Below are 25,317 nucleotides of genomic sequence, written 5' to 3'. Positions count from 1 at the left end.
GTACGCCGCATCAGCCCGTTCGGGTCAGCACGACTGCGCCGCCGGCAGCAGCTCGGCGGGCACCGGCCGCGAGATCAGGTAGCCCTGCGCGGTGTCGCAGCCCATGGCCCGAAGCAGGTGCAACTGGCCGGGACGTTCCACCCCCTCAGCGGTCACTCGCAGGCCCAGCGCGTGGGCCGTGTCGATGACCCCACCCACCAGAAGCGCATCCTGGGGCGAGTCCTCGATCGTGTCGATGAAGGTCTTGTCGATCTTCACGGTGGTCAGCGGGAGGTCACGCAACATCGCCAGCGACGAGTACCCGGTTCCGTAGTCGTCGAGCGCGATGCTCAGGCCCGCGTCCCGCAACGCCTGCAGCTGGCCGATCGCCCGCGGCAGGTCGGTGATCGCGGACCCCTCGGTGATCTCAACCTGCAGCAGCTCCGCGGGCACCCCATGGGCGGCGAGTGCCGCGAGCACCTGCGGAACCAGGGTGCGGGCGGCCAGCTGCAGGGGCGACACATTGATCGCGATGCTGCGTGGCTCACCCGCATCCAGCCACTGGCGCGCCTGGGCGCACGCCTGGTCGATCACCCACTCACCGATGCGGTGGATGTCGCCGGACAGCTCCGTGATCGGGATGAACTCGGCCGGCGACACCTCACCCAGCACCCTGTCGTTCCACCGCAGCAGAGCCTCGACGGCGGAGCAGTCTCCCGTGACCAGGTCAAGTTGCGGTTGATAGTTCAGTGCGAAGGTGCGGGATTCGAACGCCGCCGTGAGCCGACGGCGGATGAGCGCGTTCCGGGTGATCGGCGCGGCGCCCTGTCCGTCGAGCCTTGCCACTTGGCGTTTGCCGGACTGTTTGGCCTTGATCATTGCTCCGTCGGCGTGTCTGAGCAGCGCGTCGAGCTGGTTCAGCTCCAGTTCGTCGACCACGTCGACGGCCATCGAGACACCTACCGACGCGGATACGTGCAGCAGGTGGCCGTCGCTCGGGAACGGTGCGGTGGCACTGATCAGCACTCGGTCCGCGACGTCGAGGGCCTGGGCCTCCGTCACGTTCACCAGAAGCGCCGCGAATTCGTCCCCGCCCAGCCGGGCCAGAACATCCGTGGGACGCACCAGCCTGCGCAGCCGGTCGGCGAATTCGACGAGGACCTCGTCGCCGGCCCGATGTCCGAAGGTGTCGTTCACGGCCTTGAACCCGTCAAGGTCGATGAACAACACGGCCACGCCGGCCAGGTCATCCGCGGTGAACGTCGAGCCCCGCTCCTCAAGCTGGCGCCGGTTGGCCAGTCCGGTGAGGGAATCGTGCAGTGCGGCGTAGCGGAAGTCGGACGACAGCCGCTCGAACAGCTGGGAGACCGCGACAACACCGGGCCCGGCATCGGTGAGTACCAGCACGTCCCGATATCGGGACTCCTCCGGCAGGGCGAGGATGCGCTGGGCGGCGTGGCCGAGTTCGAGGTGTCCCGGCAGCGAGAAGGAATTCTCCGACACCATCTGCGCCGCGGTTGACCTCACGTGCAACCCCCGTCCGTAGCCGAGTCGCCCGGTGAGCGTGTACTCCACGTGCTCGCGCGACAACAGCGCGTATCGTTCACCCTCGTGCACGACCAGGGAGCGGAGCTGGCGCTCGGCCCGGAAAGTCCGGTCGATGTCGGCCAGCGGGGTGTCTCCCGGTACCAGTCGGGCGGGTGTGGCCAGTTCGCCGACGCTGACGGGCCGGTCAGCACGCAGGTCCCGGGCTACAGGCGGAAATTCTAAGCTCATACAAAATCAATACCGGAGCGACTGGGTGTCACGAAACCCGCTCGCCGCCGTTTGCCGCACGTTAAGGTTCCGCGCACCCCCAAAACGGCCACATCGAGGTGCAGGTCACCGGGCCGCTGAGCGATGACCAGGGAGTGACACCGACATCCGCAGCTACCGAAGGTCGGTTAAGCTGACGCTGAGCAGGCAGCGCCTGTGCGTGTCGATATCGAAGGACCCCCATGGACCACGTCGCCAGCATCGTCGCCGATATTCACCTGACCAAGCCCGAGGCGCTGGCCGTGATCGCCGCGACGCTGGATGCCCCGGTGCAGGGGGCGCGGACGGCCTCCGCTTTCGTGGGGCTACCGCAGGGCGGCTGGGTGGAAGTGGACATCCCGAAATTCGGTGAGGCCCCGCCCCTCACCCTCGATGTGCACGATCCCCGCGGCCAGGCTGAGGCCCGCGCCTCCGCCCAGTCGCTGCTGGACCTGCTCGCGCACGTCGCCGGCTGGCCGGTGCATCACCTGCACGAATGAGGGCAACTCTATGCGTACGCACGGGTTCTTTCCCGTAGCGTGGAGCCATGAGCAACGAGACCCTCACTCCCAGCACGCTGCGTCCCAGTTACGTGGAACCCGGCAAGGACTTCGATCGCGACACCAATTACATCGAAGACCGCATCACCCTCGACGGCCGCGACGGCTGGCCGGTGGAACCCGGCCGCTACCGCCTGGTGGCCGCCCGCGCCTGCCCGTGGGCGAACCGCACCGCCATCGTGCGCCGGTTGCTCGGCTTGGAGCGGGTCATCTCTCTTGGCATGCCCGGCCCCACCCACGACAAAAACAGCTGGACCTTCGACCTCGACCCGAACGGAGTAGACCCGGTGCTGGGCATCGAGCGCATCCAGCAGGCCTACTTCGCGCGCTTTCCCGACTACCCCCGCGGCATCACGGTGCCGGCGATCGTGGATGTTCCCTCCGGCAAGGTCGTGACCAACAACTATCCCCAGATCACCCTGGACTTCGAGACCGAGTGGGCGGACTACCACCGGCCCGGCGCGCCCGACCTCTACCCGGTGGCCCTCCGCGCCGAGATCGACGAGGTCGCCAACCTGATCTTCCACGACGTCAACAACGGCGTCTACAAGTGTGGCTTCGCCGGCAGCCAGAAGTCCTACGAGCGGGCCTACGGCGCCCTCTTCTCGAGGCTCGACTGGCTCGAAGAACGCCTGACGAACCAGCGCTACCTCGTGGGCGATACCATCACCGAGGCCGACATCCGCCTGTTCACCACGCTCGCCCGGTTCGACGCGGTCTATCACGGTCACTTCAAGTGCAACCGCAACAAGCTCAGCGAGATGCCGGTGCTCTGGGCCTACGCCCGCGACCTGTTCCAGACCCCGGGCTTCGGCGACACTATCGACTTCGAGCAGATCAAGAAGCACTACTACGTGACGCACAGCGACATCAACCCCACCGGCATCGTGCCCGCTGGGCCGGATGCGTCGGGGTGGCTGACCGCGCACGGCCGCGAGGCCCTGGGCGGCCGCCCGTTCGGCGACGGCACCCCGCCGGAGGCGCCGCTCGAAAGCGAGCGGGTACCGGCGCTCTAGGCTGCACTGTGGTGCGGAAATCCCCCCTTGCCTGGCAACAGGAAGGGGGGATTTCCGCAATTCAGTCGCGCCTAGCGGGCGAGCCAGCCACCGTCGACCGGCAGGGTGATTCCGTTGACGTAGTCGGATGCGTTGCTGGAGAGGAAGACGGCGGCACCGACGAGGTCGGAGGCCTCGCCCCAGCGTCCGGCGGGGATGCGATCGAGAATCGCCTTGGACCTGTCGGCGTCCGCCCGCAGATCCTTCGTGTTGGCGGTGGCGATGTAGCCGGGTGCAATGGCGTTCACGTTGACGCCGGACGCGGCCCATTCGTTCGCCAGTGCCTTGGCCAGGCCCACGATGGCCGACTTGGATGCCGTGTAGCCGGGCACGTTCACGCCGCCCTGGAAGCTCAGCAGGGAGGCGGTGAAGATGATCTTGCCGTGGCCGCGAGCCACCATGTTGGCGCCGACGGCGCGACTCAGCACGAACTGCGACGACAGGTTCACGGCGATCACTTCGTCCCAGAACTCGTCAGAGTGCACGGCGGCCGGGGCCCGGCGGATGGTGCCGGCGTTGTTGACGAGGATGTCGGCGTTCAGGGCGGCCAGCTCGGTGCCGAGGGCGGTGATCACTGCACGGTCGGCGTAGTCGGCGTCGTAGGGGGTGAAGGTGCGGCCCAGTGCCTCAACCCGCTGGGAGACCTCGCTGCCGGTCATCGGCATGTTGACGCTCACTCCGACGATGTCGGCTCCGGCGGCCGCGAGTCCCTCGGCCATGGCGAGCCCGATGCCGCTGCTGGCGCCCGTGACGATGGCCACCTTGCCGGTGAGGTCGAAGGGGTTCGCGGTCATGTTGGTGCTCCTTTGTGAGTGTGCCGGGTCGCGTTCGATGTTCTGCTGGGCGGAACATCGTTCCGCCTAGTGACTACTCTACGGGGTGATCACGCCGCCGGGCGACCCGACCTGCGGATTGGACGGGCCCCGCACGGCCGCGAGTACCCTCGTATGGTGCACATCTCTCCCGCGACCGCGCTCACAGCGCTCACCGCCGGCGACTGGCGCGAACTGGAACGTCGGCACCAGGATCGGGCCGACGCCGCCACGCTGGGACGCCGGCAACGCGCCGGCACCGTACACACGCATCCGGTGGACGACTTTCTGTTCACCTACTACCCGTTCCGTCCAGGGTTGTTGCGGCGGTGGCACCCCGGTGCCAACGTGGTCCTGCAGGGCGCGGCGACCGAGGAGCGCGCCGGGTGGAAATGGTACCGCTCCGAGCGGGACGACCTGGTCGTCGACCACGCCGCCTTCATCGAGAAGAACGCGCGGAGCATCCGCTTCATCGTGACACTGCTGGGCCGCACCGCCCAGCGAGCCGGCGATTTCGGCTGCTTCGGCCTGCACGAATGGGCCATGGTGTACAAACAGGGCGAGCACCGCCATGAATCGCCGCTGCGGCTCAGCCAGGGCGACACCGACACCGTGGTGGAATCCCACCGGATCGCCTGTACGCATTTCGACGCGTTCCGCTTCTTCACCCCCGCCGCCGTGGACCTCAACTCGGAGCAGGCCCGCCCCGTACTGCCGAGCCGGGAGAACCAGCCGCGTCTGGAGCAGCCCGGTTGCCTGCACGCGGGCATGGACGTCTACAAGTGGGCCATCAAGCTCGGTCCCCTGATTCCCGGGGACCTGCTGCTGGACTGCTTCGACCTCGCCCGCGACATCCGGGAACTCGACATGCAGGCATCCCCCTACGACCTCTCCGAGTGGGGCTACTCCCCTATCACCATCGAGACCCCGACCGGCAAGGCCGAGTACGTGCGGCGGCAACGCGGGTTCACCGAACGGAGCAACGGCCTGCGCGCCCGGGTGATCGCCGCGGTCGGCGCGCTGCCGGAGCCTGTGCTCCCGGCGCGTTAGCCCAGGTCGCGTCGGCGGATGCGCTCCAGCTCGTCACCGATACCGATGTCGGCCACGACGACCCGGCCGACATAGTCGGCGGCCGGGCGGGTGACGAGCCCGGTCTTGCAACCGCCGAAGGTCACCGTCAGGTCGGCCGGCAGCACCGTGGGGTCGGGCACGCTGCCATCGTCCATGCCGATGCCGCTGGGCTGGTCCACGGCCACGACCAGGGGCGGATGCTCACCGGCGAGGGCCGGCAGAAGAGCCGCCACAGTGCCGCGCGCCACTCCGCGCAAGGCGGGATTGCCGGTGGCCCCGGTGCCCAGGATGCCGTCGAGGATCAGGTCGGCCGAACGAGCGAGGCCTGTGACGACCTCGGGAGGTTCGTCCACCGGGCGCAGGTCAGCTCCGTGCGCGAGGGCCGCCTCGAGCGCTTCCCGGTGTGGGCGGTCGCTGGTAGGCAGGATGCAGAGGGTGGCGCCCCAGCCGGCCAGCATCTCCGCGGCGTACAAGGCGTCTGCCCCGTTGTTGCCCGACCCGGCCAGAACCAGCACGCGCGCATCCTCAACCGCTCCGCCATCCGATCCGCCGCGCCGCGCCGTGAGAAGGGCCGCTGCCTCGGTTGCGAGCGCCCGGGCCGCCCGGGCCATGAGGGGCACTCCCTGCTCGAGGAACGGGGCTTCGGCCTCGCGCACCTGGGCTGCGGTGTAGGTCGGCACGGGTGAGGGATGCACGCCGCCACCCTACGCCGCCGGGGCGGCCCGACCCCGCGACGCTCAGCATCCGGTCAGGGAAGTGGATACCCCATGGGGTATTGTTGGGTCCTCCAGGCCGCCCGGCCTGGCCAACCAGAAGGAGTCCCCCGTGTGCCGAGCCGTGACCTGTAGAACCTGCGGAAAGACCACCTGGGCCGGCTGTGGTCAACACGTCGACCAGGTCATGCGGGGCGTCCCCCGAATCGATCGCTGCGCCGGACACCAGAAGGAGCCCTCCGGGGGAGGCTTCTTCACCAGGCTGTTCTCCCGCCGCTGACCGGCGAAAAGCGCTCACAGTCCTACGCTGGGGTCATGGATGCTCCCAGGCCGACAACGCTGCGACCGATACTCACTCTCACGGTCAACCCTGCCCTCGACGTCAGCACCTCGACGGAAAACGTGGTCGGTGAGCACAAGATGCGCTGCGGACTCTCCAGGCTCGACCCGGGTGGCGGCGGCATCAACGTCTCCCGCGTCATCCAGCGTCTCGGTGGCCAAACCCTGGCCATTTATGCAGCCGGCGGGCCGACCGGCGACGCCTACCGCAAGCTCATCGAAGCCGAAGGCCTCCCCACCGTGGTGGTGCCCATCGCGGGCAGCACCCGGGAGAGCTTCACGGTTGACGAGACGACCACCGGCAAACAGTTCCGCTTCGTGTTGCAGGGTCCGGAAATCACCGAACCCGAGTGGCGTGCCTGCCTCGCCCGGGTGGCGGAGTCGATCCCGCACGGCGGCTACGTGGTGGCCAGCGGCAGCCTGCCGCCGGGCGCGCCCGACGACTTCTACGCCAGGGTCGCCCGCCTGGCCCGCGAGCACGACGCGCGCTGCATAGTGGATGCGTCCGGGCCGGCCCTGGCCGCAGCCCTCGCGGAAGGGGTCTTCCTGGTCAAACCCAGCGGACGTGAACTGGGCGAGCTGGTGGGCTCGACGCTCGACACCGAAGAGAGCCAGATCGCCGCGGCAAGCACCCTCGTCTCCCGGCGATCCGCCGAGTTCGTGGCCCTCACGCTCGGCGGCAAGGGTGCCGTGCTCGCCTCGGCGGCCGGCGTGATGCGCTTGGCCGTTCCGCAGGTCACGGTGCAGAGCACTGTCGGCGCCGGCGACAGTTTCCTCGGCGCGTTCGTGCTGCGCATCGCACAGGGCCACGACCCTGCCGCGGCCTTCAGAGCGGCGGTCGCGGCCGGCAGCGCCACCGCGATGACACCGGCCACCGAGCTCTGCCACCGGGCCGACGTGGAACGACTGGAAGCCGAACTCGCCCTGGTCCCGGCCTGAGCGCCTCGGGCGGCGAGATTAGTGTTGTTCCCATGAAGCTGACCAGAATCGACCCGCCCGGTCGGAGCTTTTCCCGCTGGCTGACCGACGAAGAGGTGGGCCAGGTGCTGGCCGCGAGCCGTGGCTGGCGACTCGGGAGCGACGGCAGCGTCGTGGCCGGCACTCTGCGCAAGACCGTCATCGCCCCTTCCCTGGTCGCCCTGGGCGCCGCGGCAACCGCCAATCGGTGGATCAGCCGCCCCGCCAGGGCGGGTAGCGATGGCAGCGGGCCGACCCACATGATGTGGGGCGTGTTCGAGGCCCGCACCGACGCCGAAGTGGCCGAACTGGTGGCCGCCGCCCCGCGGTAGGCCGAGTCATTGACCCAGTGATCAATGTAGGGTGGGAGCCATGACCCTCCTCGCCCCGCAGAAGACCCGCGCCACGATTGTCCGCACAGTGTTGCGCCTGGTGCTCGGCGCTTTCCTGCTGCTCGCCGGCATCAGCCACCTCACCGTCAACCGGGAGGCGTTCCTCGCCCAGGTACCTACCTGGCTGCCGCTGGAGGGCGACTTCGTGGTCGTGGCCTCGGGAGTCGTCGAGATCATCCTGGGCGCGGCGCTGCTGGCGCTGGGCCGGTTCCGTGTGCAGGTCGGCTGGATCGTGGCCGCGTTTTTCGTCGCGATCTTTCCCGGCAACATCTCCCAGCTCGTCACCCAGACCGACTCATTCGGGCTGAACACCGACCTCGACCGCACCATCCGGCTGCTCTTCCAGCCCGTGCTGGTGCTCTGGGCGCTCTGGTCAACGGGCGCCTGGAAGGCGTGGCGCGAGTATCGCACCGGCCGGCGCACCGACGGCGGCAACTGACCCATGGGCGGACCCAAACTGCCCGAACAGGAACGCTGCGACGCCATCCTGACCGCCGCCTACCAGATCGCCCTCACCGACGGTCTTGATGCCGTCACCGCCCGACGCGTCGCCACCGCAGCGGGCATCTCCCCTGGCCTGGTGTTCTTCCACTTCCAGTCCAAGGACGGCCTGCTCCAGGCCCTGCTCGCGGTGCTGCTCGACGGCACCCTCGACGCGCTCACCGACCCGAGCCTGGCCGCCCTGGCACCGTGGGACCGCCTCGAACGGATGGTCAGGGTCGAGCTCGAACGCCTGGTCGAGCACCACGCGGGCGTGGAGTTGCTCTTCGCGTTCTACTTCTCCCGCCACGCCGACCTGTTTCGCGACCGCATCGAGGCCTCATTCGGGCGCTACCTGGAGGCGTTCCTGCCGGTCTGCCGCGAGGCGGTCGGCGCGGCCGGGTCCCCTGCCGGCGGGGAGGGCGTCTCGGGCGTCGACCTCGCGGCCACAGTCGTGGCGCTCATTCAGGGCGCCTCCATCCAGGCGATCCGCAACTCGGCCTTGATCAATTCCGAAGCGCTGCTCACGACCATCAGGGCCTTGCGGCCGCGCGCCGCCTGACAAGCCGTCCTGAGGAGGCCGGCGCCGAGGCAGGCAGAGCGACCCGAGACAGGTCTCCCCCGACGTGCCTCAAAAACCCCTTCTGCACGCGTGAAGGGGACTAGTGCCCGGAGTGGGCGACGTCGGTGCGGCGAGGCAGCGCAGCCGGACGCTAGGGCAGGTCGCTCAGCCCGGCGGGCAGCGGACCGTCGCTCACGAGGTACAGGCGCTGGGTCGCGCGGGTCATGGCCACGTAGAGTGCTCCGGCTCCGCGTTCGGACGCCGCCACGATGGCGGTGGGGTCGACGACGATCACGGCGTCGAATTCGAGACCCTTGGAGTCGTGCGGGGTGAGCAACGCCACATCCCGCAGCAGACCGAGCGCCCCGCGGCCGACGATGTCGCCGAACTCGGCGTCGAGAGCCTCTGCGAGGGCATCGATGTGCTCCTCCACCACGATCACCGCGACAGTGCCGCCCACGCCCAGGGTGCGCTCCCGCCGCAGGGCGTCCAGGGCGTCCGTCACGATAACGACCGGCCAGTCGCTGGCGCGCACCGTGCGTGACGCCGTGATCGGCAGGCCGTGCGCCACCGCCATCTTCTCGGCGGCCTCGGCGATCTGGCTGGGGGTGCGGTAGTTCACCGTCAGCTCCTCCAGGCGCCACCTGTCGGCTTCGAACGAGGCCTCGAGCACGGGTGCGAGGGCCTCCCGCCAGCTGTCCGCCGCGGCGGCCGCGGCGGCCTGGGCGATGTCGCCGACGATGGTGAACGAGCGGCGCGGGCCGCGGCGCATGAGCAGCCGCCACTGCATGGGCGAGAGCTCCTGCGCCTCATCCACGATCACGTGCCCGTAGGTCCAGCTGCGATCCAGCGCCGCCCGTTCGGCCGTGGTGGCGCGGTCGCCGAGTTCGGCGAAGTTGTCGGCGAGGGCCTTCGCATTCACGAGTCCCTTGACGTCCATGTTCTTGATCGCCAGCTCGGCGTTCTCAATGTCGCGCTTGCGCTGTTCCTTGGCCTCACGCTTCTGGGCCGCGTCGACGGCGCTGTACTCGCCGAGGTGCTCGGCCGCCTCATCGAGCAGCGGGATGTCGGCGATGGTGAACTCGGCGTCACGCGGTCGGTGGAGCAGCGCGCGCTGCGCGGCCCGCCAGCGCGGCGTGAGCTCTTCCAGCCACTGCGGCCGGGCGTAGAGGTCCTGCACAAGCTTCTGCGGGGTGAGTGGCAGCCATGCGGTGTTCAGCGCCACCCGTACATCGTCGGCCAGCCGGAGGTCTTCGCGCAGCATCGGAAGGTCGGTGTCGTCCATCGACCGGCCCTGGCGCTGGAGCTGCTCGAGCCACTCGCGGGCCAGCGCGTTCAGGGCGTGCTTGACGAAGACGACGCGGGCCTCGTTGTGCGGCTTGCCGCCGGAGCGGGCGCGGTGGATGGCTGCCTCGATCAGCTGGGGCTTGAGCACCAGGGTGTCGCCGTTCACGAGCAGCTTTTGGGCGGCGGCCGGCACCTTCTGCCTGCTCTTCACGGCCCGAGCGATCAGGTCGGCCATGAACGTCTGGCCCTTGAGCGCGGCGACGGCGGGCGCGTCCTCGTGGCCGGCCTCGACGCCGGGGAACAGCTGGCCCACCGAGGCGAGCACCACCCCGGTCTCTCCGAGTGATGGCAGCACCGCCTCGATGTACTGCAGGAACGACGTGGACGGTCCGACGATGAGCACACCGGCGTTCTGCAGCCTGTCGCGGTGCGTGTAGAGCAGGTAGGCGGCACGGTGCAGCGCCACGGCGGTCTTGCCGGTGCCGGGGCCGCCCTGCACGACAAGCACACCGTTCAGCTCCGAGCGGATGATGCGGTCCTGTTCGGCCTGGATCGTCGAGACGATGTCGGACATGTGCCCGGTGCGCTGGGCAGTCAGCGCCGAGAGCAGCGCCCCCTCGCCCTGATGCAGGTTGGCGGTGTCGCCCTCCAGCAGCGCCGCATCCAGAATCTCGTCTTCGATGCGGATGATGCGCCGGCCGTTGGAGAGCAGGTGCCGGCGGGAGCGGGCACCGAGCGGCGTCGCGGCGGTGGCCTGATAAAAGGCGCTGGCCTGCGGTACCCGCCAGTCGAGCAGGATCGGCTGCAGGTTCTCGTCGCGGAGGCCCACCCGGCCGATGTACCTGTAGACGGGTGCGCCGTCCTCCTCCGGGGCAGTCTCCAGCCGGCCGAAGGCCAGGCGGTCGTCCACCTCGCGCAACTGCACGATGCGGTCCTCGTAGGTGCGGGCAAAGGTGTCGCGCTCGGACCGGGACTGGTGGTTACCGCCGACGTCGAGAATCCGCACGGCCTTCAGCTGGGCCTCGGCCTCCCGCTGCAGCGCGTCGAGGCGCGCGTACAGCGTGGCGACATAGTCCTGTTCGCGCGCGAGCTCCGTATCAACCACTCAAACACCCCTCAAATCAAACGACCAGTTTAGCCGCTGACGATGCTGCTGGGTTTCGACCCCCAACCGGGAGCACCGGCAGAGCGAATCCGTCACGCGGCCGAAATGTCCCCGGCATACACGCTCCCTAGGTTTGGGCTACCGGATTCCGCACCCCGTCGCGGACAGAGCCCGAATAGACCCGAATAGAGGGGTAAACCATGAGTGGAAATGCCATGCGCCTGCAGGCGATCAGGGATGTCGAGGCCTATGTGCCCCCGGCCGTCAGCTTCACCGACGCCGAAACCCCTGGCCAGATCTTCGGTGAGAACGTGTTCAGCAGCGTCGTCATGCAGAAGCGCTTGCCCAAGCTCGTCTACAAGTCGGTCATGGCCACCATCGAGCACGGTGCGATGCTGGATCCCCTGGTCGCCGACGCCGTCGCCTCCGCCATGAAGGACTGGGCGATGGAAAAGGGCGCATCGCACTACGCGCACGTGTTCTACCCGCTCACCGGCCTCACCGCCGAAAAGCACGACAGCTTCCTCGAACCCGTCGGCGACGGCACCGCGCTGGCCGAGTTCGCCGGCAAGACCCTCGTGCAGGGCGAGCCCGACGCCTCCAGTTTCCCCAACGGCGGCCTGCGCAACACCTTCGAGGCCCGCGGCTACACCGGATGGGACGTCACCAGCCCCGCCTACGTTCTGGAGAACCCGAACGGCAACACCCTGTGCATCCCCACGGTTTTCGTCTCGATGACCGGCGAAGCCCTCGACCACAAGACGCCGCTGCTGCGCTCGCAACAGGCGATGGGCGAACACGCCGAGCGTATCCTGCGCCTGTTCGGCCACGTCGAGCCGGCCAAGGTCGTCGCGTTCTGCGGCCCTGAGCAGGAGTACTTCCTCGTGGACCGGCACTTCTTCCTGGCCCGCCCCGATCTGCTCAACTCCGGCCGCACCCTGTTCGGCGCCAAGCCGCCCAAGGGCCAGGAATTCGACGACCACTACTTCGGTGCCATCCCCGAGCGGGTGCTCGGTTTCATGATGGACACCGAGCGGGAGCTGTTCAAGCTCGGCATCCCCGCCAAGACCCGGCACAACGAAGTCGCGCCCGGCCAGTTCGAGATCGCGCCGATGTTCGAACGCGGCAACATCGCCGCAGACCACCAGCAGCTGCTGATGACCACGTTCAAGACCATCGCCAAGAAACACGGCATGGAGTGCCTCTTCCACGAGAAGCCCTTCCAGGGAGTCAACGGCTCAGGCAAGCACGTCAACTTCTCGCTGGGCAACAACCAGCTCGGCAGCCTGCTCGTCCCCGGCGACAACCCGCACGACAACGCCCAGTTCCTGGTTTTCTGCGCCGCGGTCATCCGTGCCGTGCACAAGTACGCCGGTCTGCTGCGGGTCTCCGTCGCCTCGGCGACCAACGACCACCGTCTGGGCGCCAACGAGGCCCCGCCGGCGATCATCTCGATCTTCCTCGGCGACCAGCTGGCGGATGTCTTCGAGCAGATCGCCAAGGGTCCCGCGACCTCCTCGAAGGACAAGGGCACCATGATCATCGGCGTCGACACGCTGCCCCAGCTGCCGACCGATCCCGGCGACCGCAACCGCACCAGCCCGTTCGCCTTCACCGGCAACCGGTTCGAGTTCCGCGCGCCGGGCTCGATGCAGACCGTGAGCGGCCCGATGGTGACGATCAACACGATCATGGCGGAGTCGCTGGACTACATCGCCACCGACCTTGAGGCGGCCGTCGCGGCCGGCACCGACTTCGACACCGCCGTGCAAGCCCTGCTGACCCAGATCATCACCGAGCACGGCGCCATCGTGTTCAACGGCGACGGCTACGCGGACTCCTGGCCCATCGAGGCCGAAAAGCGGGGGTTGGCGAACCTGCGGACGACGCTGGACGCCCTGCCGGAGCTGATCACCGAGTCCGCCCTGGAGCTGTTCGAGAAGTACCGGGTGTTCAACCACCGGGAGATGCACAGCCGCTATGAGATCGGTCTGGAGCAGTACGCGCTCACCATCGGTGTTGAGGCCCGCCTCACCCTCGAGATCGGCTCGACGCAGATCCTGCCGGCCGCGATGCGGCACCAGACCGAGGTGGCACTCAACATCGGCGCCGTCAAGGCCGCCGGCGGGGATGCCGACATAGCCGCCCTGTTGGAAGTGAGCGCTCCGATCGCCAAGCTGCGCACCGCCCTGGCCGTGCTCAAGGACGTCCTGGCTGCCGAGTCCGGCAGCGCGCTGGCCGAGGCAGAGCACGCCAGGGATGACCTGCTGCCGGCCATGAGCGCCGTGCGCGCGGCGGCCGACGTGCTGGAGGGCATCGTGGCCGATGACCTGTGGCCGCTGCCGACCTACCAGGAGATGCTCTTCATTCTGTAGCTTCCACGAACAGGCCGAACGCAGAAACGCCCCGGCCGGACCCGTCAAGGTCCGGTCGGGGCGTTCTCATCCGCGGCTACGCCGCCAGCGGCATCCGTGCCGGTTCGGACGCCACGTGCAGGGCACCATCGGCCACGGTAACGGCCACCACTCCCGCGACGCCGAGCTCTGAAGCCACCAGCAGATCGGCGATTCTGTCGTCGAGCTGACGCTGGATGACCCTGCGGAGCGGCCGCGCGCCGTACTCGGGCTCGTAGCCGTTCTCGGCAATCCAGTCCACGGCCGCGTCGCTCACGGTGAGCGCGTGTCCCTGGGCGTGCAGCCTGGCCTCGGTCTGGTTCAGCAGCAGCCGCACAATCTGGCGGAGCTGGGGCTGATCGAGCTTCCGGAACAGCACGACCTCGTCGATGCGGTTGAGGAACTCGGGCCGCATGGCCTCACGGAGCTTGGCCATCACCCGGTCCCGCAGGGCCTTCTCCGACCCGAAGCCGTTGTGCGCTCCGTCGAGGTCGGCGGTGAAGCCGAGCGCGCCGCTGCGGCTGGCGAGCACCTCGGAGCCGATGTTGGACGTCATGATGATCACGGTGTTGCGGATGTCCACAGTGCGGCCCTGGCCGTCAGTGAGGCGGCCGTCGTCGAGCACCTGCAGGAGCAGGTTGAAGACGTCGGGGTGCGCCTTCTCGATCTCGTCCAGCAGCACCACCGAGTAGGGGTTCCGCCGCACGTGTTCGGTCAGCTGGCCGGCCTCGTCGTAGCCGACGTACCCCGGAGGAGCACCGACCAGGCGGCTCACGGTGTGACGTTCACCGAACTCGCTCATGTCGAAGCGCAGCATCGCCTTCTCGTCACCGAACAGTGACTCGGCCAACGATTTGGCGAGCTCGGTCTTGCCCACCCCGGTGGGGCCGAGGAACAGGAAGCTGCCGACAGGCCGGGAGGCATCGCCCATTCCGGTGCGGTTGCGCCGTACGGCCTTGGCGATCACGGTCACCGCGTCCTCCTGCCCGATGACCCGCTGGTGCAGGTCGTGCTCGAGCGTGGCGAGGCGTTCGCGGTCGCCCGCGGTGAGGCGGCTGGCCGGGATGCCGGTGGCGCGGGCGATGATCGCGGCGATCTCGGCCTCGTCGACCACTGCGGACGGTGCCGGCTGTGACGCATCCTGGGCGGCCTCGGCCGCGGTGATCTGCTCCGCCAGCTGCTCGGTCTCGTCCCGCAGGCGGGACGCCTCCTCGTAGGCCTCAGCGGCGACCGCGATGGTCTTGGCCGTTTCGAGGCCGGCCCGCTGTTCGCGCAGGCCTTCGATGTCGACCCTCGAGCCGAGCGCTAGACGCGCTCGGGCGCCGGCCTGGTCGATCAGGTCGATGGCCTTGTCGGGCAGGAACCGGTCTGGAACGTACCTGGCGCTCATTTCGACGGCCGCGCGGATCGCGGCATCCGTGTAACGCACCGAGTGGTGCTCGGCGTAGCGGCCCTGCAGGCCGGCGAGGATCTGCACCGCGTCGTCGATGCTGGGCTCATTCACCCGCACGGGCTGGAAGCGCCGTTCGAGGGCGGGGTCCTTCTCGACCTTGCGGTATTCGTTGAGGGTGGTGGCGCCCACGACGTGCAGCTCACCGCGCGCCAGGCGCGGCTTGAGGATGTTGCCGGCGTCCATTCCGCCCTCGCCGGCGCCGCCGGCACCGACCACGGTGTGCAGCTCGTCGATGAAGACGATGATCTGATCGCTGCGCTCGCTGATCTCGTCCATGGTCTTGGTCAGGCGTTCTTCGAAGTCGCCGCGGTAGCGGGTGCCGGCGAGCATGGCGGGCAGGTCGAGCGCGATGACGCGCTTGCTGCGCAGCTGTTCTGGCGCCAGGCCGTCGACGATGGCCTGGGCCAGGCCCTCGACCACGGCGGTCTTGCCCACGCCGGCTTCGCCGATCAGCACCGGGTTGTTCTTGGTGCGGCGGGAGAGGATCTCAACGGTCTGTTCGATCTCGTCGCTGCGGCCGATCACCGGGTCGAGCTTGCCGGAGCGGGCACGCTCGGTGAGGTCGATGCCGTAGGTGTCGAGCATCGGGGTGTCTGAGGCACTGTCGGCGGCCGAGCTACCGGCCTGGGCCTCGTCGTCCTCGGCCTGCTGGGCGCCGGCCTGCAGTGACTCGGCCGTGACGCCGGACTCGGCGAGCACGCGGGCGGCGGGTGAGTCCTGGTTCACCACGAAGGCGAAGAACAGGTGCTCCGGGTCGATGTAGGTGGAGCCGAAGGCGCGGGCCACCTGGTGAGCATCCAGCAGGGCGCGCTGTGCCGAGGGCGTCAGACCGGGCGCGGACTGGGACTCACGGTCGCCGGACTCCGGCAGGCGTTGGTCGGCGGCGGCCGCGATGGCGGCGGGGTCACCACCGGCGCGGCGGATGGCCGAGGCGGCGGGTTCCTGTTCGACCATCACCCGCAGCAGGTGCAGGGCGTCGACGTGGGCGTGACCGTGGGCGACGGCGAACTGGGCCGCCTGCACGAGGATCTCGTGGGTGCGGCGGCTGAGGAGCCGGGTGATCTCGATGGGGCGGCCGGACTGCGCGGCGCGCTGGCCCTGCAGGTAGCGGGCCAGGAACTCGTCGAACGAACCGTTGTCGGAACCGGTCGGGCCGAAGTATGTAGGCAAGGAAACCTCCTGGGAATCTGAACGAGGAGGAAACCCAAAACTTGAGTGACCTCGACTCAAGTCAACGTTTGGGCGCGCGTTTCATTCCCGCGGCATCCTGAGATTTCCCTGAATCCGCGCTCGCAATGCGTCCGGCGGACGCCGAAGTCACTGCCACCGGGCGCACGACACACGGGCCGGGTCACCGGGTTTCAGGAGGTGAGGTCGGCGCACTCGGGTGCAGCTCGGAAGGCCTGGCCGAGGGTGCTGGAGGTGTCCTGGGTTGCCGTGGTGATGGTCTGAGCGGCGGCACCCACGTCGGAGAGCACTGTACCGGTGTCACCGACGAGCGTCGCCAGCGCATCGACCAGGGTGGCCCCGCTGGTGCCCTCCACCGCACTGGCGCTCGCCCGCAAGGTCGTGAACGACTGATCGACGGTGTCGATCGACTCCTGCACGGCCAGGAGCTCCGGGTCGTCCCCGAGATTCTCCGGGGGTGACTTCACAGTGTCGACCAGGGCGCTCACCGAGGCCGACACGGTATCCATCTGGTTGGACACCGCGGTACCCACCGAATCGCCCCCGGTGACCGCCGCCGTCGCCAGCCCCTGAACGTCGGTCTGCACGGTCGATACGTCGCTGCAGACCGTGCCCGCCCAGGTGATCTGTGCATCTGTCGGAGGTGACGCCGTCTGACCGGGTGACGGGGTGGCCGTTGCGGCCGATGGCGACGAACTGCTCGGTGTCGGATCGGTGCCGTCGGCGGGCGCGCATCCGGCAAGGAGCACCAGCAGGGCCATGAAGACGATGGGCTTTCTCACTGGGGGTGCTCCTCACTGGATCTGCCGCACGACGCGGCTGCGGTGGACTCTGGGCGTTACTGGGTGTCGCCCTCGGAGTCGAGTTGGATCGCGAGGTCGAAGGCCTCGACGATCTTGCGAGCCGATGACAGCAACCGTGGCGTGCCCACGATCGGGGCAACGGCGATGAGAACGTCCTCGATGTCGTCGGCGGTCAGCCCGACCTCCGCTGCCGGTCCGACGTGCATGAGGTACGAACCGACCGGTGCATCCACGGCCACCAGGGCCGCGATCCGGGCGATCATCAGCGTGCGCGGATCGAGGTCGGTGCGGGCCAGCGAGACAGCGTTGATCTCGGCCGCCGCATCCAGCACCGGGGTTGTTCCTGTGGCCATGGGTATCGCTCCATTTCCAGAGTTGGACCCTGTTGGTGTTCGCGTTTTCCGGATTCTTCGGTGTTCGACGGGCGCACCACGACGGCACGCCGGCCTCACGCCGCAGACGGTAGCAACCAATCCGCGTCCCGCCGATGGCGCCGTTCCGGAATCGTCCGAAACGGATGAGGCGTGCCCGACCCCGCGCTGGCCTGGCGGATCAGTCCCGCTCGAGCTCCCGGGCCAGGGACTCCAGTTCGGCCCCGCCGGCCATCAGCCGGGTCAGCTCGTCGATGGTGATGCCTTTCCGGTCGAACTCGCCCAGGCTGGCCCCGCGGTTGAGCACCAGGAACCTGTCCCCCACCGGGTACGCGTGGTGCGGGTTGTGGGTGACGAACACCACGCCGAGGCCGTGGTCCCTGGCTTGCGCCACGTAGCGCAGCACCACCCCGGCCTGCTTGACGCCCAACGCCGAGGTGGGCTCGTCGAGGATGACGACCCTGGCACCGAAGTAAATGGCCCTGGCGATGGCGACGGATTGCCGTTCGCCGCCGGACAGGGTGCCGATGGGCTGGTCCACGTCACGCAGGTCGATGCCCATCCGGCCCAGCTGCGCGAGCGTGATCGCGCGCATCTCGGCAACCTGGAGGCGGGAGAACGGGCCGATCCCGGCGCTGAGTTCGGCGCCGAGGAAGAAGTTGCGCCACACCGGCATCAGCGGCACGATCGCCAAGTCCTGGTAGACCGTGGCGATACCGGCGTCGAGAGCGAGGCGCGGTCCGGTGAAGCGCACCGCGGCCCCGTCGAGCAGGAGTTCGCCGGAGGAGTGCGGGTGCACACCGGCGAGGACCTTGAGCAGGGTCGACTTGCCCGCGCCGTTGTCGCCCAGCACGCAGAGCACCTCACCGGCGCCGACCGAGGTGGAGATGTCGCTGAGCGCGATGACTGACCCGTAGACCTTGCCGATGCCGCGCACCTCGAGAATTGGCGTTGGCCGGGTTGCTCCTGCGGCGCTCATGCGCGTACCCCGGCTTGGCGGCGCACCGAGAGGTTCACGAGCACGGCGAGCAGCAGCATCCCGCCCAGGAAGGCCTTGAGCCAGTTGTTGTCCCACTGGGCGAACACGATGCCCTGCAGGATCATGCCGTAGATCAGCGCGCCGAGGGCTGCGCCGATCGCGGACCCGTAACCGCCGGTGAGCAGGCAGCCGCCGACGACGGCGCAGATGATGTAGATGAACTCCTGGCCGATGCCCGTGGTGGCTTGCACCGTGGCCACGTCGAAGAGCGAGAGCATGCCTACCAGCCAGCCGGCCGCCGCGGTGCCCATGAACAGGCCGATGCGGGTGCGCTTGACCGGCACGCCGGTCTGCACGGCGCTCTGCAACTGCCCGCCGATGGCGAAGATCCAGTTGCCGTACCGGGTGCGCAGCAGCAGCCAACTGGCCACGGCGGTGATGCCGAGCCACCAGAAGACCGACACCTTGAGGTTGACGCCGAAGACCGGGATCGTCGAACCGAAGATCGCCTTGCCGGCGTCGAAGCCGGGCACCAGGGTCATGCCCTGGATGGCGACCTGGCCGGTGACGAGCTTGGTGCCGGCGAGGTTGAGCCCCTGCAGGATGAAGAAGGTGCCCAGCGTGACGATGAAGCTGGGGATGGCGGTCTTGACGACCAGGAACCCGTTGAAGGCGCCGACGGCGAGGGCGATCAGTAGGGCGAGCAGCATCGCGAACCACAGGTTCATGCCCCATTGGGTGGTGAACGCGCCGACGAGCAGCCCGGTGGTGCCGGTCATGGCTCCGGCCGAGAGGTCGAACTCGCCGCCGATCATGAGCATCGCCACGGCGACGGCCATGATGCCGAACAGCGACGCGGAGTAGAGCCAGGTGGCCACGCCCGCCGTCGACAGGAAGGATGTCGTCGCAACGGAGAAGTACCCGAAGATCGCCAGGGCGGCGACGAGGGCGCCGATCTCCGGACGACGCAGCAGCCGCACCATCGGATGCGTGCGCGTCAGGCGCTCGTCCGGCGACGCATCCGGCGCGGCGCCCGGTGCGGTCAGCATCGTCATCGGGTGCCGTTGCCGGCGAACGTCGCCACCTGCTCGGCGTTCTCCTTCGTCACGAAGCCCGGCCCGGAGTAGACCGGCTGGCTGCCGCCGACGACGTTGCCGTTGGTGTAGAACAGCTCGAAGAAGTCCACCGGCAGGTAGCCCTGCAGGTAGGGCTGCTGGTCGACGGCGAAGAGGATGCTGCCGTCCATGATGAGGCTGGTGACGTCGGCAGAGACATCGAAGGTACCGATCTGGGCGTCGCTGCCGGCCTCGGCCACGGCCTGCGCGGCGGACACACCCACCGCGGAGTTGAGGGTGAGCACACCGTCGATGCCGGGGTCGGCCAGCAGGGCGCTCGTGATGGTGCTCTGGGCCTCGGCGACGTTGGCGATGTCGACCTGCACGTTGGTCAGGCTGCCGGCGAGGGTGTCCGCGGCCCCACGGCAGCGGTCCTCGAGCCCGGCGTTTCCGGCCTCGTGGATGACGCAGATGACCTTTTTCGCCGACGCCTCGGCGAGCTGGCGGCCGGCGCCCTGACCGGCCAGGTACTCGCCCTGGCCGATGTGGGTCATGGCGCCGAGCGCGGCGGACTCCTCGGCTCCGGAGTTGATGGTGATCACGGGAATGTCGGCGGCCACGGCAGCCGTGACGGCACCGCGCAGGCCCTCGGGGTTGGCCATGGACACGATGATGCCGTCGACCTTGGCGGCGATCGCCGTCTCGATCAGCTGGCTCTGCTTCTGCACATCGGGGTCACCCTGGTAGGTGACGGTGGCGCCGTAGCGGTTTCCGGCGGCCTCGGCGCCGGTCTTCACGACGTCCCAGAACGCGTCGCCGGGAACCGAGTGCACCACGAGAGCGTACGTGCGGCCGGAGTCGTCGGCCGGGGCTGCGCCGGCTCCCGAGCCGGCTCCGGCGACGGGCTGGCCGGTGCAGGCGGTGAGGGCGAGCAGGGCGAAGCCGGCGCTCGCGCCCAGGAGGGTCCGGCGGGCAGAGATTCTCGACACGAGTGGCATCGTCCTTCGGGTTCGGGCGCGTAAACAGCTTGGCCTTTTCAGGCGCAGTCCACTTTAGGCGTCCGAACGGCGAACACCGCAGTCGGGCTGCAGCCCGACGGCCTCAGGCCGTGCGGGCGGCCTGCTCCACCCGGTCCCGGTAGCCGGCCCACCAGCCGGCCTCTCCCGACGGCAGGTTCTCGTTTCCGGCCCGCAGCCCGGCAGCCCCGTCGATCAGTTCGCGCACGATATCGGCGTGGCCGGCATGCCGGTGGGTTTCGGCGATCAGGTGCAGCAGGATGCGGTGGAGCGTGACCACATTGCGGTCGGCGGGCCACCAGGCCACCCGGCCGGTGGCATCCAGCGGCACCTCGGTGATCGTGGTCTCCGAGTGCGCCCAGACCCGCCGGTACAGGTCGACGATCGCGTCACGGGACTCCTCCGGGGTCGCCCACATGTCGGCGTTGTCCTCGGCGGCGTCGCCCATCCAGGACAGCTCTTCCGGGAAGGTGCGGCCGAAGGTCTCACCGAGGTACCCGGCCTCGACCCCGGCCATGTGCTTGATCAGGCCCAGCAGGTTGGTGCCGGTGGGCACCACGGGCCGGCGAATGTCGTACTCGCCGAGACCCTCGAGCTTCCAGACCAGGGCTTCCCGGGCCTCCTGCAGGTAGCGGCGGAGATCTGCGGTCATGTCGGCGTCGGTCATGCCGACCAGCCTTGCAGATCGGCGAGAATGGAGCCATGAGTGCTGCCGGCGAGTTCATCGACGCCACCCTGCAGCGGGAGAGCTCCTGGGAGCGCGCCGACGCCGATCGGGCCCGGCTGGGCGGCAGCCTCACCTTCTATGGCGCATCCGTCGGCGCGATACGCGGCACGATCCGCGATGCCGGGCGGCGCTACCCCGGCCTTGGCCACGACGAGATCACGGCCCTGAGCTCCGAACTGTGGGCGGTGCCGGTCTACGAGCGCCGGCTGGCGGCCGTGGTGCTGCTGCAATCCCACGTGCGAATGCTGCGCGCCTCCGACCTCACCCGCATCGAGGGTTTCCTGCGGACCGCACAGCTGCCCGCTCTCCTGGACCCGCTCACAGCGGATGTGGTGCGGCCGCTGGTCGATGCCCTGACCGGTCCGGCGCGCAGCCGGGCGCAGATCGTGCTCGACCGGTGGGCGCAGGATCCCAGCGCCGAACTGCGCCGTGCCGCCGGCCTGCTCGGCGTCTGCGGCGGCGCGGCCCAGCGTCAGGAGTACTAGTCATCAGGAGCGCGCGCGTCAGGGTATGACGACGACCTTGCCCCGGATGCTGCCATCGGTGAGACGGCGCATGGCTGTCGCGGCCTCGGCGAGCGGATACACCCGATCGATGACGGGCCTGATCGCGCCGCTCTCGAGAAGGCCCGCGAGGGTGTGCAGGTCATCCTGACGCACGACCGAGACCAGACCGGTGAGCTTCTGGGATACGAACGGCGACAGCAGCAGGGCCCGCAGGGCCCTCTCGAAACCGCCGGTCGCCCGGCCGCCGCCTTCGCCGCCGACGAGTACCAGGGTGCCGCGGGGCGCGAGCAGTTTGCGCAGCGAGGAGACCGACCGGTTGCCGCCGGTTTCGAGCACGAGGTCGTAGCGCTCGCCCGACCGGGTGATGTCCCCGCGGGTGTAGTCGACGGCCGCATCCGCCCCGAGCGAGAGAACGTAGTCGAGCTTCGCGGTGCTGGCGATGCCCGTCACGTGCGCCCCGAAGGTCTTGGCCAGCTGCACGGCATAGCCGCCGACGGCGCCGGAGGCCCCGATTACGAGCACCCGCTCCCCCGGGCCGGCGTCCCGCAGCGGGGCGAGGGCCTGCAGGGCGGTGACGGCCGAGGTCGGCACGGCCGCGGCCTGCTCGAAGCTCAGGGCCGCCGGCTTGGGCTCGAGTTTGTCGGCCCGGGCGGTCGTGTATTCGGCCAAGGAGCCCTCACCGACACCGAACACCTCATCGCCCGGTGTGAACCGGGTGACGTTGGCGCCGACGGCCTCGACGCGACCCGCGACATCCATGCCCCGCACCCGGCTTTTCGGGGCGCGCAGGCCGACGGCGGGCCGCACGAGGTAGGGAAGCCCCGCCATCAGGTGCCAGTCACCGATATTGAGGCTCGCGGCCTCGACGCGCAGGAGAACGTCGTCGGCGCCGACGGCCGGCCGCTCGATCTCGGCGGGGTGTAGAACGTCGGCCGAGCCGTAGCTGTCGTGGACGATGGCCCTCATGATGTGCCTCCAGGTCGAGTGAGGATGGGAGTTGCCGGGTACTGGAACACGTCGTCGAGTGGTCGATTGAACACCCGGGCGATCTGGAACGCCACCTCGAGAGAGGGCGAATAGCGGCCCTGCTCGATGGCGATGATGGTCTGCCGGGTCACGCCCACCAGGTCGGCCAGCGCGGCCTGAGTCATCTCTCCGTGCGCGAAGCGGAGCCCGCGGATGTTGTTGGTCACGCTCGTCGCCTTCACCATGACTGGAATCCCCGGCGGTAGGCGATGATCTTGGCGATGGAGGCCAGGATCGACGAGAGCACGAAGGCCAGGTAGATCACGTTGGCGATCCAGAACGCGTCCAGCCCGGTGATGGCGAAGACCAGCGCGAGTACGGCCCCGAGAATCACGAAGGACTGGCCGATGTGTTCGCCGAGCCGGTTGATCTCCTTGTCGCGCTGGTCCTTCCGGCCGGCCTCGTGGGGCGACAGGATGGCCGCGATGATGTTCAGCAGGATCCCCGCGACGATCGAGCCGACGATGGTCCACAGCATCGCGGGAATGTAAGCCGCCTGCTCGAGAGGGGCGCCGTCTGCGCCACCCAGCACCAGAACCAGATAGATGCCGTACGCCACTATCGCGACGACGACCATGATCCAGGCGCGTTGTTCTTCGCGTGCCATCTGCGGCTCCCTGCCTCGATGCCGGTCCGTGCCGGCGTGTAAAAAATTGTTGACACGATGAATGTATGCCCGACCAGACACCGTGTCAAGTATTTTTTACTTACCTTTTCGCGACTTGCCGAGAAATGCCCCTTGCCGGGTCGTGAAGGAGTCTTGTGCGGCAAGTCGGTGAGCTGAGCGGCTGGTGGTGGTGCTGGCGGCTACGGCGAGCCGCGCTAGAGCCGGCGGGCCCAGTCGACGATCAGGCGGATGCCCGCGGCGAAGTCCGGTGACTTCGGCCGGTTGAGAAAGGCGTGGGCGGCATCCGTCAGTACGTGGTACTCGACGGGAACCCGGGCCGCAGCGAGTTCCTTGGCGAACTGCTCGCCGGAGGCCCGCATCGAATCGCTGTCGGCGTCGATGAGTAGCGCGGGGGGAAAGTCGGGCAGCGAGTGGCCGCCGGGGAACGCATACGGATCGGCCAGTGCGGCCCGGGTCCCGGCGTAGATGCGGTTCACCGCGTTGAGCAGCAGGGGGGTGTGTGTGAATCTGCGCCGGCCGCGCAGTCGGCTGCGCAGCTCGCGCGAGCGCTCGGGCAGGCTCGCGTGGAAGAGGCCGTAGGCGAAGAAGACCCCGCGCAGGGGCTCGGCGCCACCGTGGGCCAGCCGGAGCACGGCTCCCGCCGACAGGCAGGCGCCCGCGCTCGCTCCGCCCAGGATCACCCCGTCGCCGAACTCGCCCTGTACCGCCCGCACCACCGCGACAACGTCATCGACCGGCACCGGAAAGTGGATGCGTCCGGTCGACGCTGCCGTCCGCCCGAATCTGCTCAGCCCCGGGATCGACGTGAGCCTGTAGTCGACGGTGATGACGGTGAATCCGGCGGCGGCCAGTGCCAGGGCCACCTCGTGGGTTTCCGGCAGGTCGAGGCCGCCCTTGACGAAGGCGCCACCATGCACCCAGACGATCGGCGCCGGCTCGAGCGACACCGATCCGACCAGCGCCGTGCCGTCCGGCGCCGCGCCGACCAGCGCCGTACCGACCGGCGGGGCATACCGGCGCACCGGAACGGGGCCGTGCGGGCCCTGAATGACAGCGTCAACACCGACATCCGCGTTCTCGGTCTCAGATGCACCGCGAGTTCTCCCGATCATCTGCACAGGCTACGGCCTGTGGACCCGCGCCGGGCTCAGGAGTGCGCGAGCAGCCAGTCCAGCGCCGGCGCGCACTCGGTGAGGATCGAGATGTGGCCGTCATCGGCACAATCCCAGAGCTCGGCGTTCGGGATGGCGTGGGCCAGCCAGGCCCCGTGCGCGGGCGGCACCACCCGGTCGCGGCCGCCCTGCGCGATGAGCACGGGCACCGAGATCGCCGTCACGTCGAATCCCCACGGCACCACGAACGCCATATCGTCATCGATGAGCCCGTCGGGGCCGGCCGCCGAGGCCTCCCCCACGTCCGCTCCCAGCGGCGCCCAGTCACCCTTCAGGGCGGCGTAGTCCCGCTCGACGAAGCTCGCCGGATCGAACTCCGCGGTCGCCTGGTAGTGCTCGCGGGCGGGCCGGCCGGAGCAGGCGGCGCGCAACGCGCCATCCGACGCCATGCCGGCGAAGAAGTCGAGGCCGTCGGCATCGAAGGGCGCGATCGCGGCCAGGCACGCGGCGGCGGTCACCCGCTCGGGCAGCAGTGCTGCGCAGGCCAGGGCGTGCGGGCCGCCGCCGGAGGCGCCCATCACCGCGAACCGGTCCAGCTGCAGGGCGTCGGCGATGGCCGCCACATCCGTCGCCGCCGACCCGACGGTGCGGCTGGGCAGCGGCGTCGACCCGCCGTAGCTGGGCCGTCCGTACGAGATCAGCCGGATGCGCCGCTGGGCCGCCGCCGCGAGCAACGGTTCGAGCAGGGCCCCGGTCTGTGGCGAACCGTGGTGCCACAGAACGGTGAGCCGGGCCGGGCCAGGTTCGCCGACGGGGTCGTAACCGTCCAGACCGCCGTATTCAGCCGTCGCAGCGGACTCCCCGGCGAGGCCGGTACTCCCAGCACTGTCGTGCACCCTGAGCACACGTCCGTCGGAGCGCCGCAGATCCTGCACTGACACCATCGGGCCAGCG

At 69.1% G+C, this 25,317-nt stretch carries 25 protein-coding genes; 9 read left to right on the top strand and 16 right to left on the bottom strand.

Annotated elements, in window-relative coordinates; genetic code table 11:
- Positions 1-24: 24 nt before the first annotated feature.
- Positions 25-1,755 carry a bifunctional diguanylate cyclase/phosphodiesterase gene (locus tag B7495_RS06775; protein ID WP_088455903.1) on the bottom strand — a complete coding sequence of 577 codons (1,731 nt, stop codon included), beginning with the start codon at positions 1,753-1,755 and terminating at the stop codon, positions 25-27.
- Positions 1,756-1,976: 221 nt separating this feature from the next.
- Here B7495_RS06775 and B7495_RS06770 point away from each other — a divergent pair, with 221 nt between their 5' ends.
- Positions 1,977-2,273 (top strand): hypothetical protein, encoded by a 297-nt coding sequence (locus tag B7495_RS06770; RefSeq protein WP_088455902.1) that lies wholly within the window; start codon positions 1,977-1,979, stop codon positions 2,271-2,273.
- A 47-nt stretch (positions 2,274-2,320) separates the two neighbouring features.
- Positions 2,321-3,349, top strand: coding sequence for a glutathione S-transferase family protein (locus B7495_RS06765; RefSeq protein WP_088455901.1), 1,029 nt, complete (start codon positions 2,321-2,323; stop codon positions 3,347-3,349).
- A gap of 71 nt (positions 3,350-3,420) precedes the next feature.
- Here the strand turns inward: B7495_RS06765 and B7495_RS06760 are convergent, their stop codons facing one another.
- Positions 3,421-4,182: an SDR family oxidoreductase gene (locus B7495_RS06760; protein ID WP_088455900.1), complete on the bottom strand. Its 762-nt coding sequence runs from the start codon at positions 4,180-4,182 to the stop codon at positions 3,421-3,423.
- A gap of 153 nt (positions 4,183-4,335) precedes the next feature.
- On the opposite strand from B7495_RS06760, the gene B7495_RS06755 reads away from it, so the two are divergent.
- Positions 4,336-5,250, top strand: coding sequence for a 3-methyladenine DNA glycosylase (locus B7495_RS06755; RefSeq protein WP_088455899.1), 915 nt, complete (start codon positions 4,336-4,338; stop codon positions 5,248-5,250).
- Here the strand turns inward: B7495_RS06755 and B7495_RS06750 are convergent.
- The gene (locus B7495_RS06750) at positions 5,247-5,966 is read right to left on the bottom strand and encodes an NAD(P)H-hydrate epimerase (RefSeq protein ID WP_240632433.1); all 720 of its coding nucleotides are present in this window, start codon (positions 5,964-5,966) and stop codon (positions 5,247-5,249) included. The genes B7495_RS06755 and B7495_RS06750 overlap by 4 nt on opposite strands.
- Before the next feature lie 333 nt (positions 5,967-6,299).
- Between B7495_RS06750 and B7495_RS06745 the strand changes: the two genes are divergently transcribed.
- The 4 genes from B7495_RS06745 to B7495_RS06730 are packed head-to-tail and all read left to right on the top strand — an operon-like array spanning position 6,300 to position 8,714.
- On the top strand, positions 6,300-7,262 hold the full coding sequence (locus B7495_RS06745) for a 1-phosphofructokinase family hexose kinase (RefSeq protein ID WP_205748722.1): 963 nt from the start codon (positions 6,300-6,302) through the stop codon (positions 7,260-7,262).
- Between the two features lie 32 nt (positions 7,263-7,294).
- Positions 7,295-7,612, top strand: coding sequence for a hypothetical protein (locus B7495_RS06740; protein WP_088455897.1), 318 nt, complete (start codon positions 7,295-7,297; stop codon positions 7,610-7,612).
- Between the two features lie 40 nt (positions 7,613-7,652).
- Positions 7,653-8,111 (top strand): hypothetical protein, encoded by a 459-nt coding sequence (locus tag B7495_RS06735; protein WP_088455896.1) that lies wholly within the window; start codon positions 7,653-7,655, stop codon positions 8,109-8,111.
- 3 nt (positions 8,112-8,114) lie between these two features.
- Complete coding sequence (locus tag B7495_RS06730) at positions 8,115-8,714, top strand: TetR/AcrR family transcriptional regulator (protein WP_088455895.1); 600 nt, start codon at positions 8,115-8,117, stop codon at positions 8,712-8,714.
- A 151-nt stretch (positions 8,715-8,865) separates the two neighbouring features.
- Here the strand turns inward: B7495_RS06730 and B7495_RS06725 are convergent, their stop codons facing one another.
- Positions 8,866-11,106, bottom strand: coding sequence for a UvrD-helicase domain-containing protein (locus B7495_RS06725; RefSeq protein ID WP_088455894.1), 2,241 nt, complete (start codon positions 11,104-11,106; stop codon positions 8,866-8,868).
- A gap of 200 nt (positions 11,107-11,306) precedes the next feature.
- Here B7495_RS06725 and B7495_RS06720 point away from each other — a divergent pair, with 200 nt between their 5' ends.
- Positions 11,307-13,481 (top strand): glutamine synthetase III, encoded by a 2,175-nt coding sequence (locus tag B7495_RS06720; protein ID WP_088455893.1) that lies wholly within the window; start codon positions 11,307-11,309, stop codon positions 13,479-13,481.
- A 76-nt stretch (positions 13,482-13,557) separates the two neighbouring features.
- On the opposite strand, the gene B7495_RS06715 is transcribed toward B7495_RS06720, so the two are convergent.
- The 7 genes from B7495_RS06715 to B7495_RS06685 form a co-directional block, all read right to left on the bottom strand.
- Positions 13,558-16,122 carry an ATP-dependent Clp protease ATP-binding subunit gene (locus B7495_RS06715; RefSeq protein WP_088455892.1) on the bottom strand — a complete coding sequence of 855 codons (2,565 nt, stop codon included), beginning with the start codon at positions 16,120-16,122 and terminating at the stop codon, positions 13,558-13,560.
- Between the two features lie 191 nt (positions 16,123-16,313).
- Complete coding sequence (locus B7495_RS06710) at positions 16,314-16,922, bottom strand: hypothetical protein (protein ID WP_088455891.1); 609 nt, start codon at positions 16,920-16,922, stop codon at positions 16,314-16,316.
- Between the two features lie 56 nt (positions 16,923-16,978).
- On the bottom strand, positions 16,979-17,296 hold the full coding sequence (locus B7495_RS06705; protein WP_088455890.1) for a carboxymuconolactone decarboxylase family protein: 318 nt from the start codon (positions 17,294-17,296) through the stop codon (positions 16,979-16,981).
- Positions 17,297-17,495: 199 nt separating this feature from the next.
- On the bottom strand, positions 17,496-18,293 hold the full coding sequence (locus tag B7495_RS06700; RefSeq protein ID WP_088455889.1) for an ATP-binding cassette domain-containing protein: 798 nt from the start codon (positions 18,291-18,293) through the stop codon (positions 17,496-17,498).
- On the bottom strand, positions 18,290-19,348 hold the full coding sequence (locus tag B7495_RS06695; protein WP_240632432.1) for an ABC transporter permease: 1,059 nt from the start codon (positions 19,346-19,348) through the stop codon (positions 18,290-18,292). Before B7495_RS06695 ends, B7495_RS06700 begins: the two co-directional genes overlap by 4 nt.
- Positions 19,345-20,346, bottom strand: coding sequence for a sugar ABC transporter substrate-binding protein (locus B7495_RS06690; RefSeq protein ID WP_088455887.1), 1,002 nt, complete (start codon positions 20,344-20,346; stop codon positions 19,345-19,347). The genes B7495_RS06695 and B7495_RS06690 overlap by 4 nt, the downstream gene beginning before the upstream one ends.
- A gap of 103 nt (positions 20,347-20,449) precedes the next feature.
- A complete protein-coding gene (locus B7495_RS06685) occupies positions 20,450-21,031 on the bottom strand; it encodes a DinB family protein (protein WP_088455886.1) in 582 nt (193 codons plus the stop codon).
- 35 nt (positions 21,032-21,066) lie between these two features.
- Here B7495_RS06685 and B7495_RS06680 point away from each other — a divergent pair, with 35 nt between their 5' ends.
- On the top strand, positions 21,067-21,576 hold the full coding sequence (locus tag B7495_RS06680) for a DNA alkylation repair protein (RefSeq protein WP_088455885.1): 510 nt from the start codon (positions 21,067-21,069) through the stop codon (positions 21,574-21,576).
- Between the two features lie 18 nt (positions 21,577-21,594).
- Here B7495_RS06680 and B7495_RS06675 read toward each other — a convergent pair whose 3' ends face one another.
- The 5 genes from B7495_RS06675 to B7495_RS06655 form a co-directional block, all read right to left on the bottom strand.
- The gene (locus B7495_RS06675) at positions 21,595-22,563 is read right to left on the bottom strand and encodes an NAD(P)-dependent alcohol dehydrogenase (RefSeq protein ID WP_088455884.1); all 969 of its coding nucleotides are present in this window, start codon (positions 22,561-22,563) and stop codon (positions 21,595-21,597) included.
- Positions 22,560-22,808 (bottom strand): helix-turn-helix transcriptional regulator, encoded by a 249-nt coding sequence (locus B7495_RS06670; RefSeq protein WP_088455883.1) that lies wholly within the window; start codon positions 22,806-22,808, stop codon positions 22,560-22,562. The genes B7495_RS06675 and B7495_RS06670 overlap by 4 nt, the downstream gene beginning before the upstream one ends.
- Positions 22,802-23,230 carry a hypothetical protein gene (locus B7495_RS06665; protein ID WP_088455882.1) on the bottom strand — a complete coding sequence of 143 codons (429 nt, stop codon included), beginning with the start codon at positions 23,228-23,230 and terminating at the stop codon, positions 22,802-22,804. The genes B7495_RS06670 and B7495_RS06665 overlap by 7 nt, the downstream gene beginning before the upstream one ends.
- A gap of 215 nt (positions 23,231-23,445) precedes the next feature.
- The gene (locus tag B7495_RS06660; RefSeq protein ID WP_088455881.1) at positions 23,446-24,363 is read right to left on the bottom strand and encodes an alpha/beta hydrolase; all 918 of its coding nucleotides are present in this window, start codon (positions 24,361-24,363) and stop codon (positions 23,446-23,448) included.
- Between the two features lie 35 nt (positions 24,364-24,398).
- Positions 24,399-25,307 (bottom strand): alpha/beta fold hydrolase, encoded by a 909-nt coding sequence (locus B7495_RS06655; RefSeq protein ID WP_088455880.1) that lies wholly within the window; start codon positions 25,305-25,307, stop codon positions 24,399-24,401.
- Between the last annotated feature and the right edge of the window lie 10 nt (positions 25,308-25,317).

This window comes from Cryobacterium sp. LW097, assembly GCF_002205495.2.
Lineage (GTDB): Bacteria > Actinomycetota > Actinomycetes > Actinomycetales > Microbacteriaceae > Cryobacterium > Cryobacterium zongtaii.
Note: the sequence above shows the minus strand (reverse complement) of the source record. Positions and strands in the feature narration are given on the sequence as shown.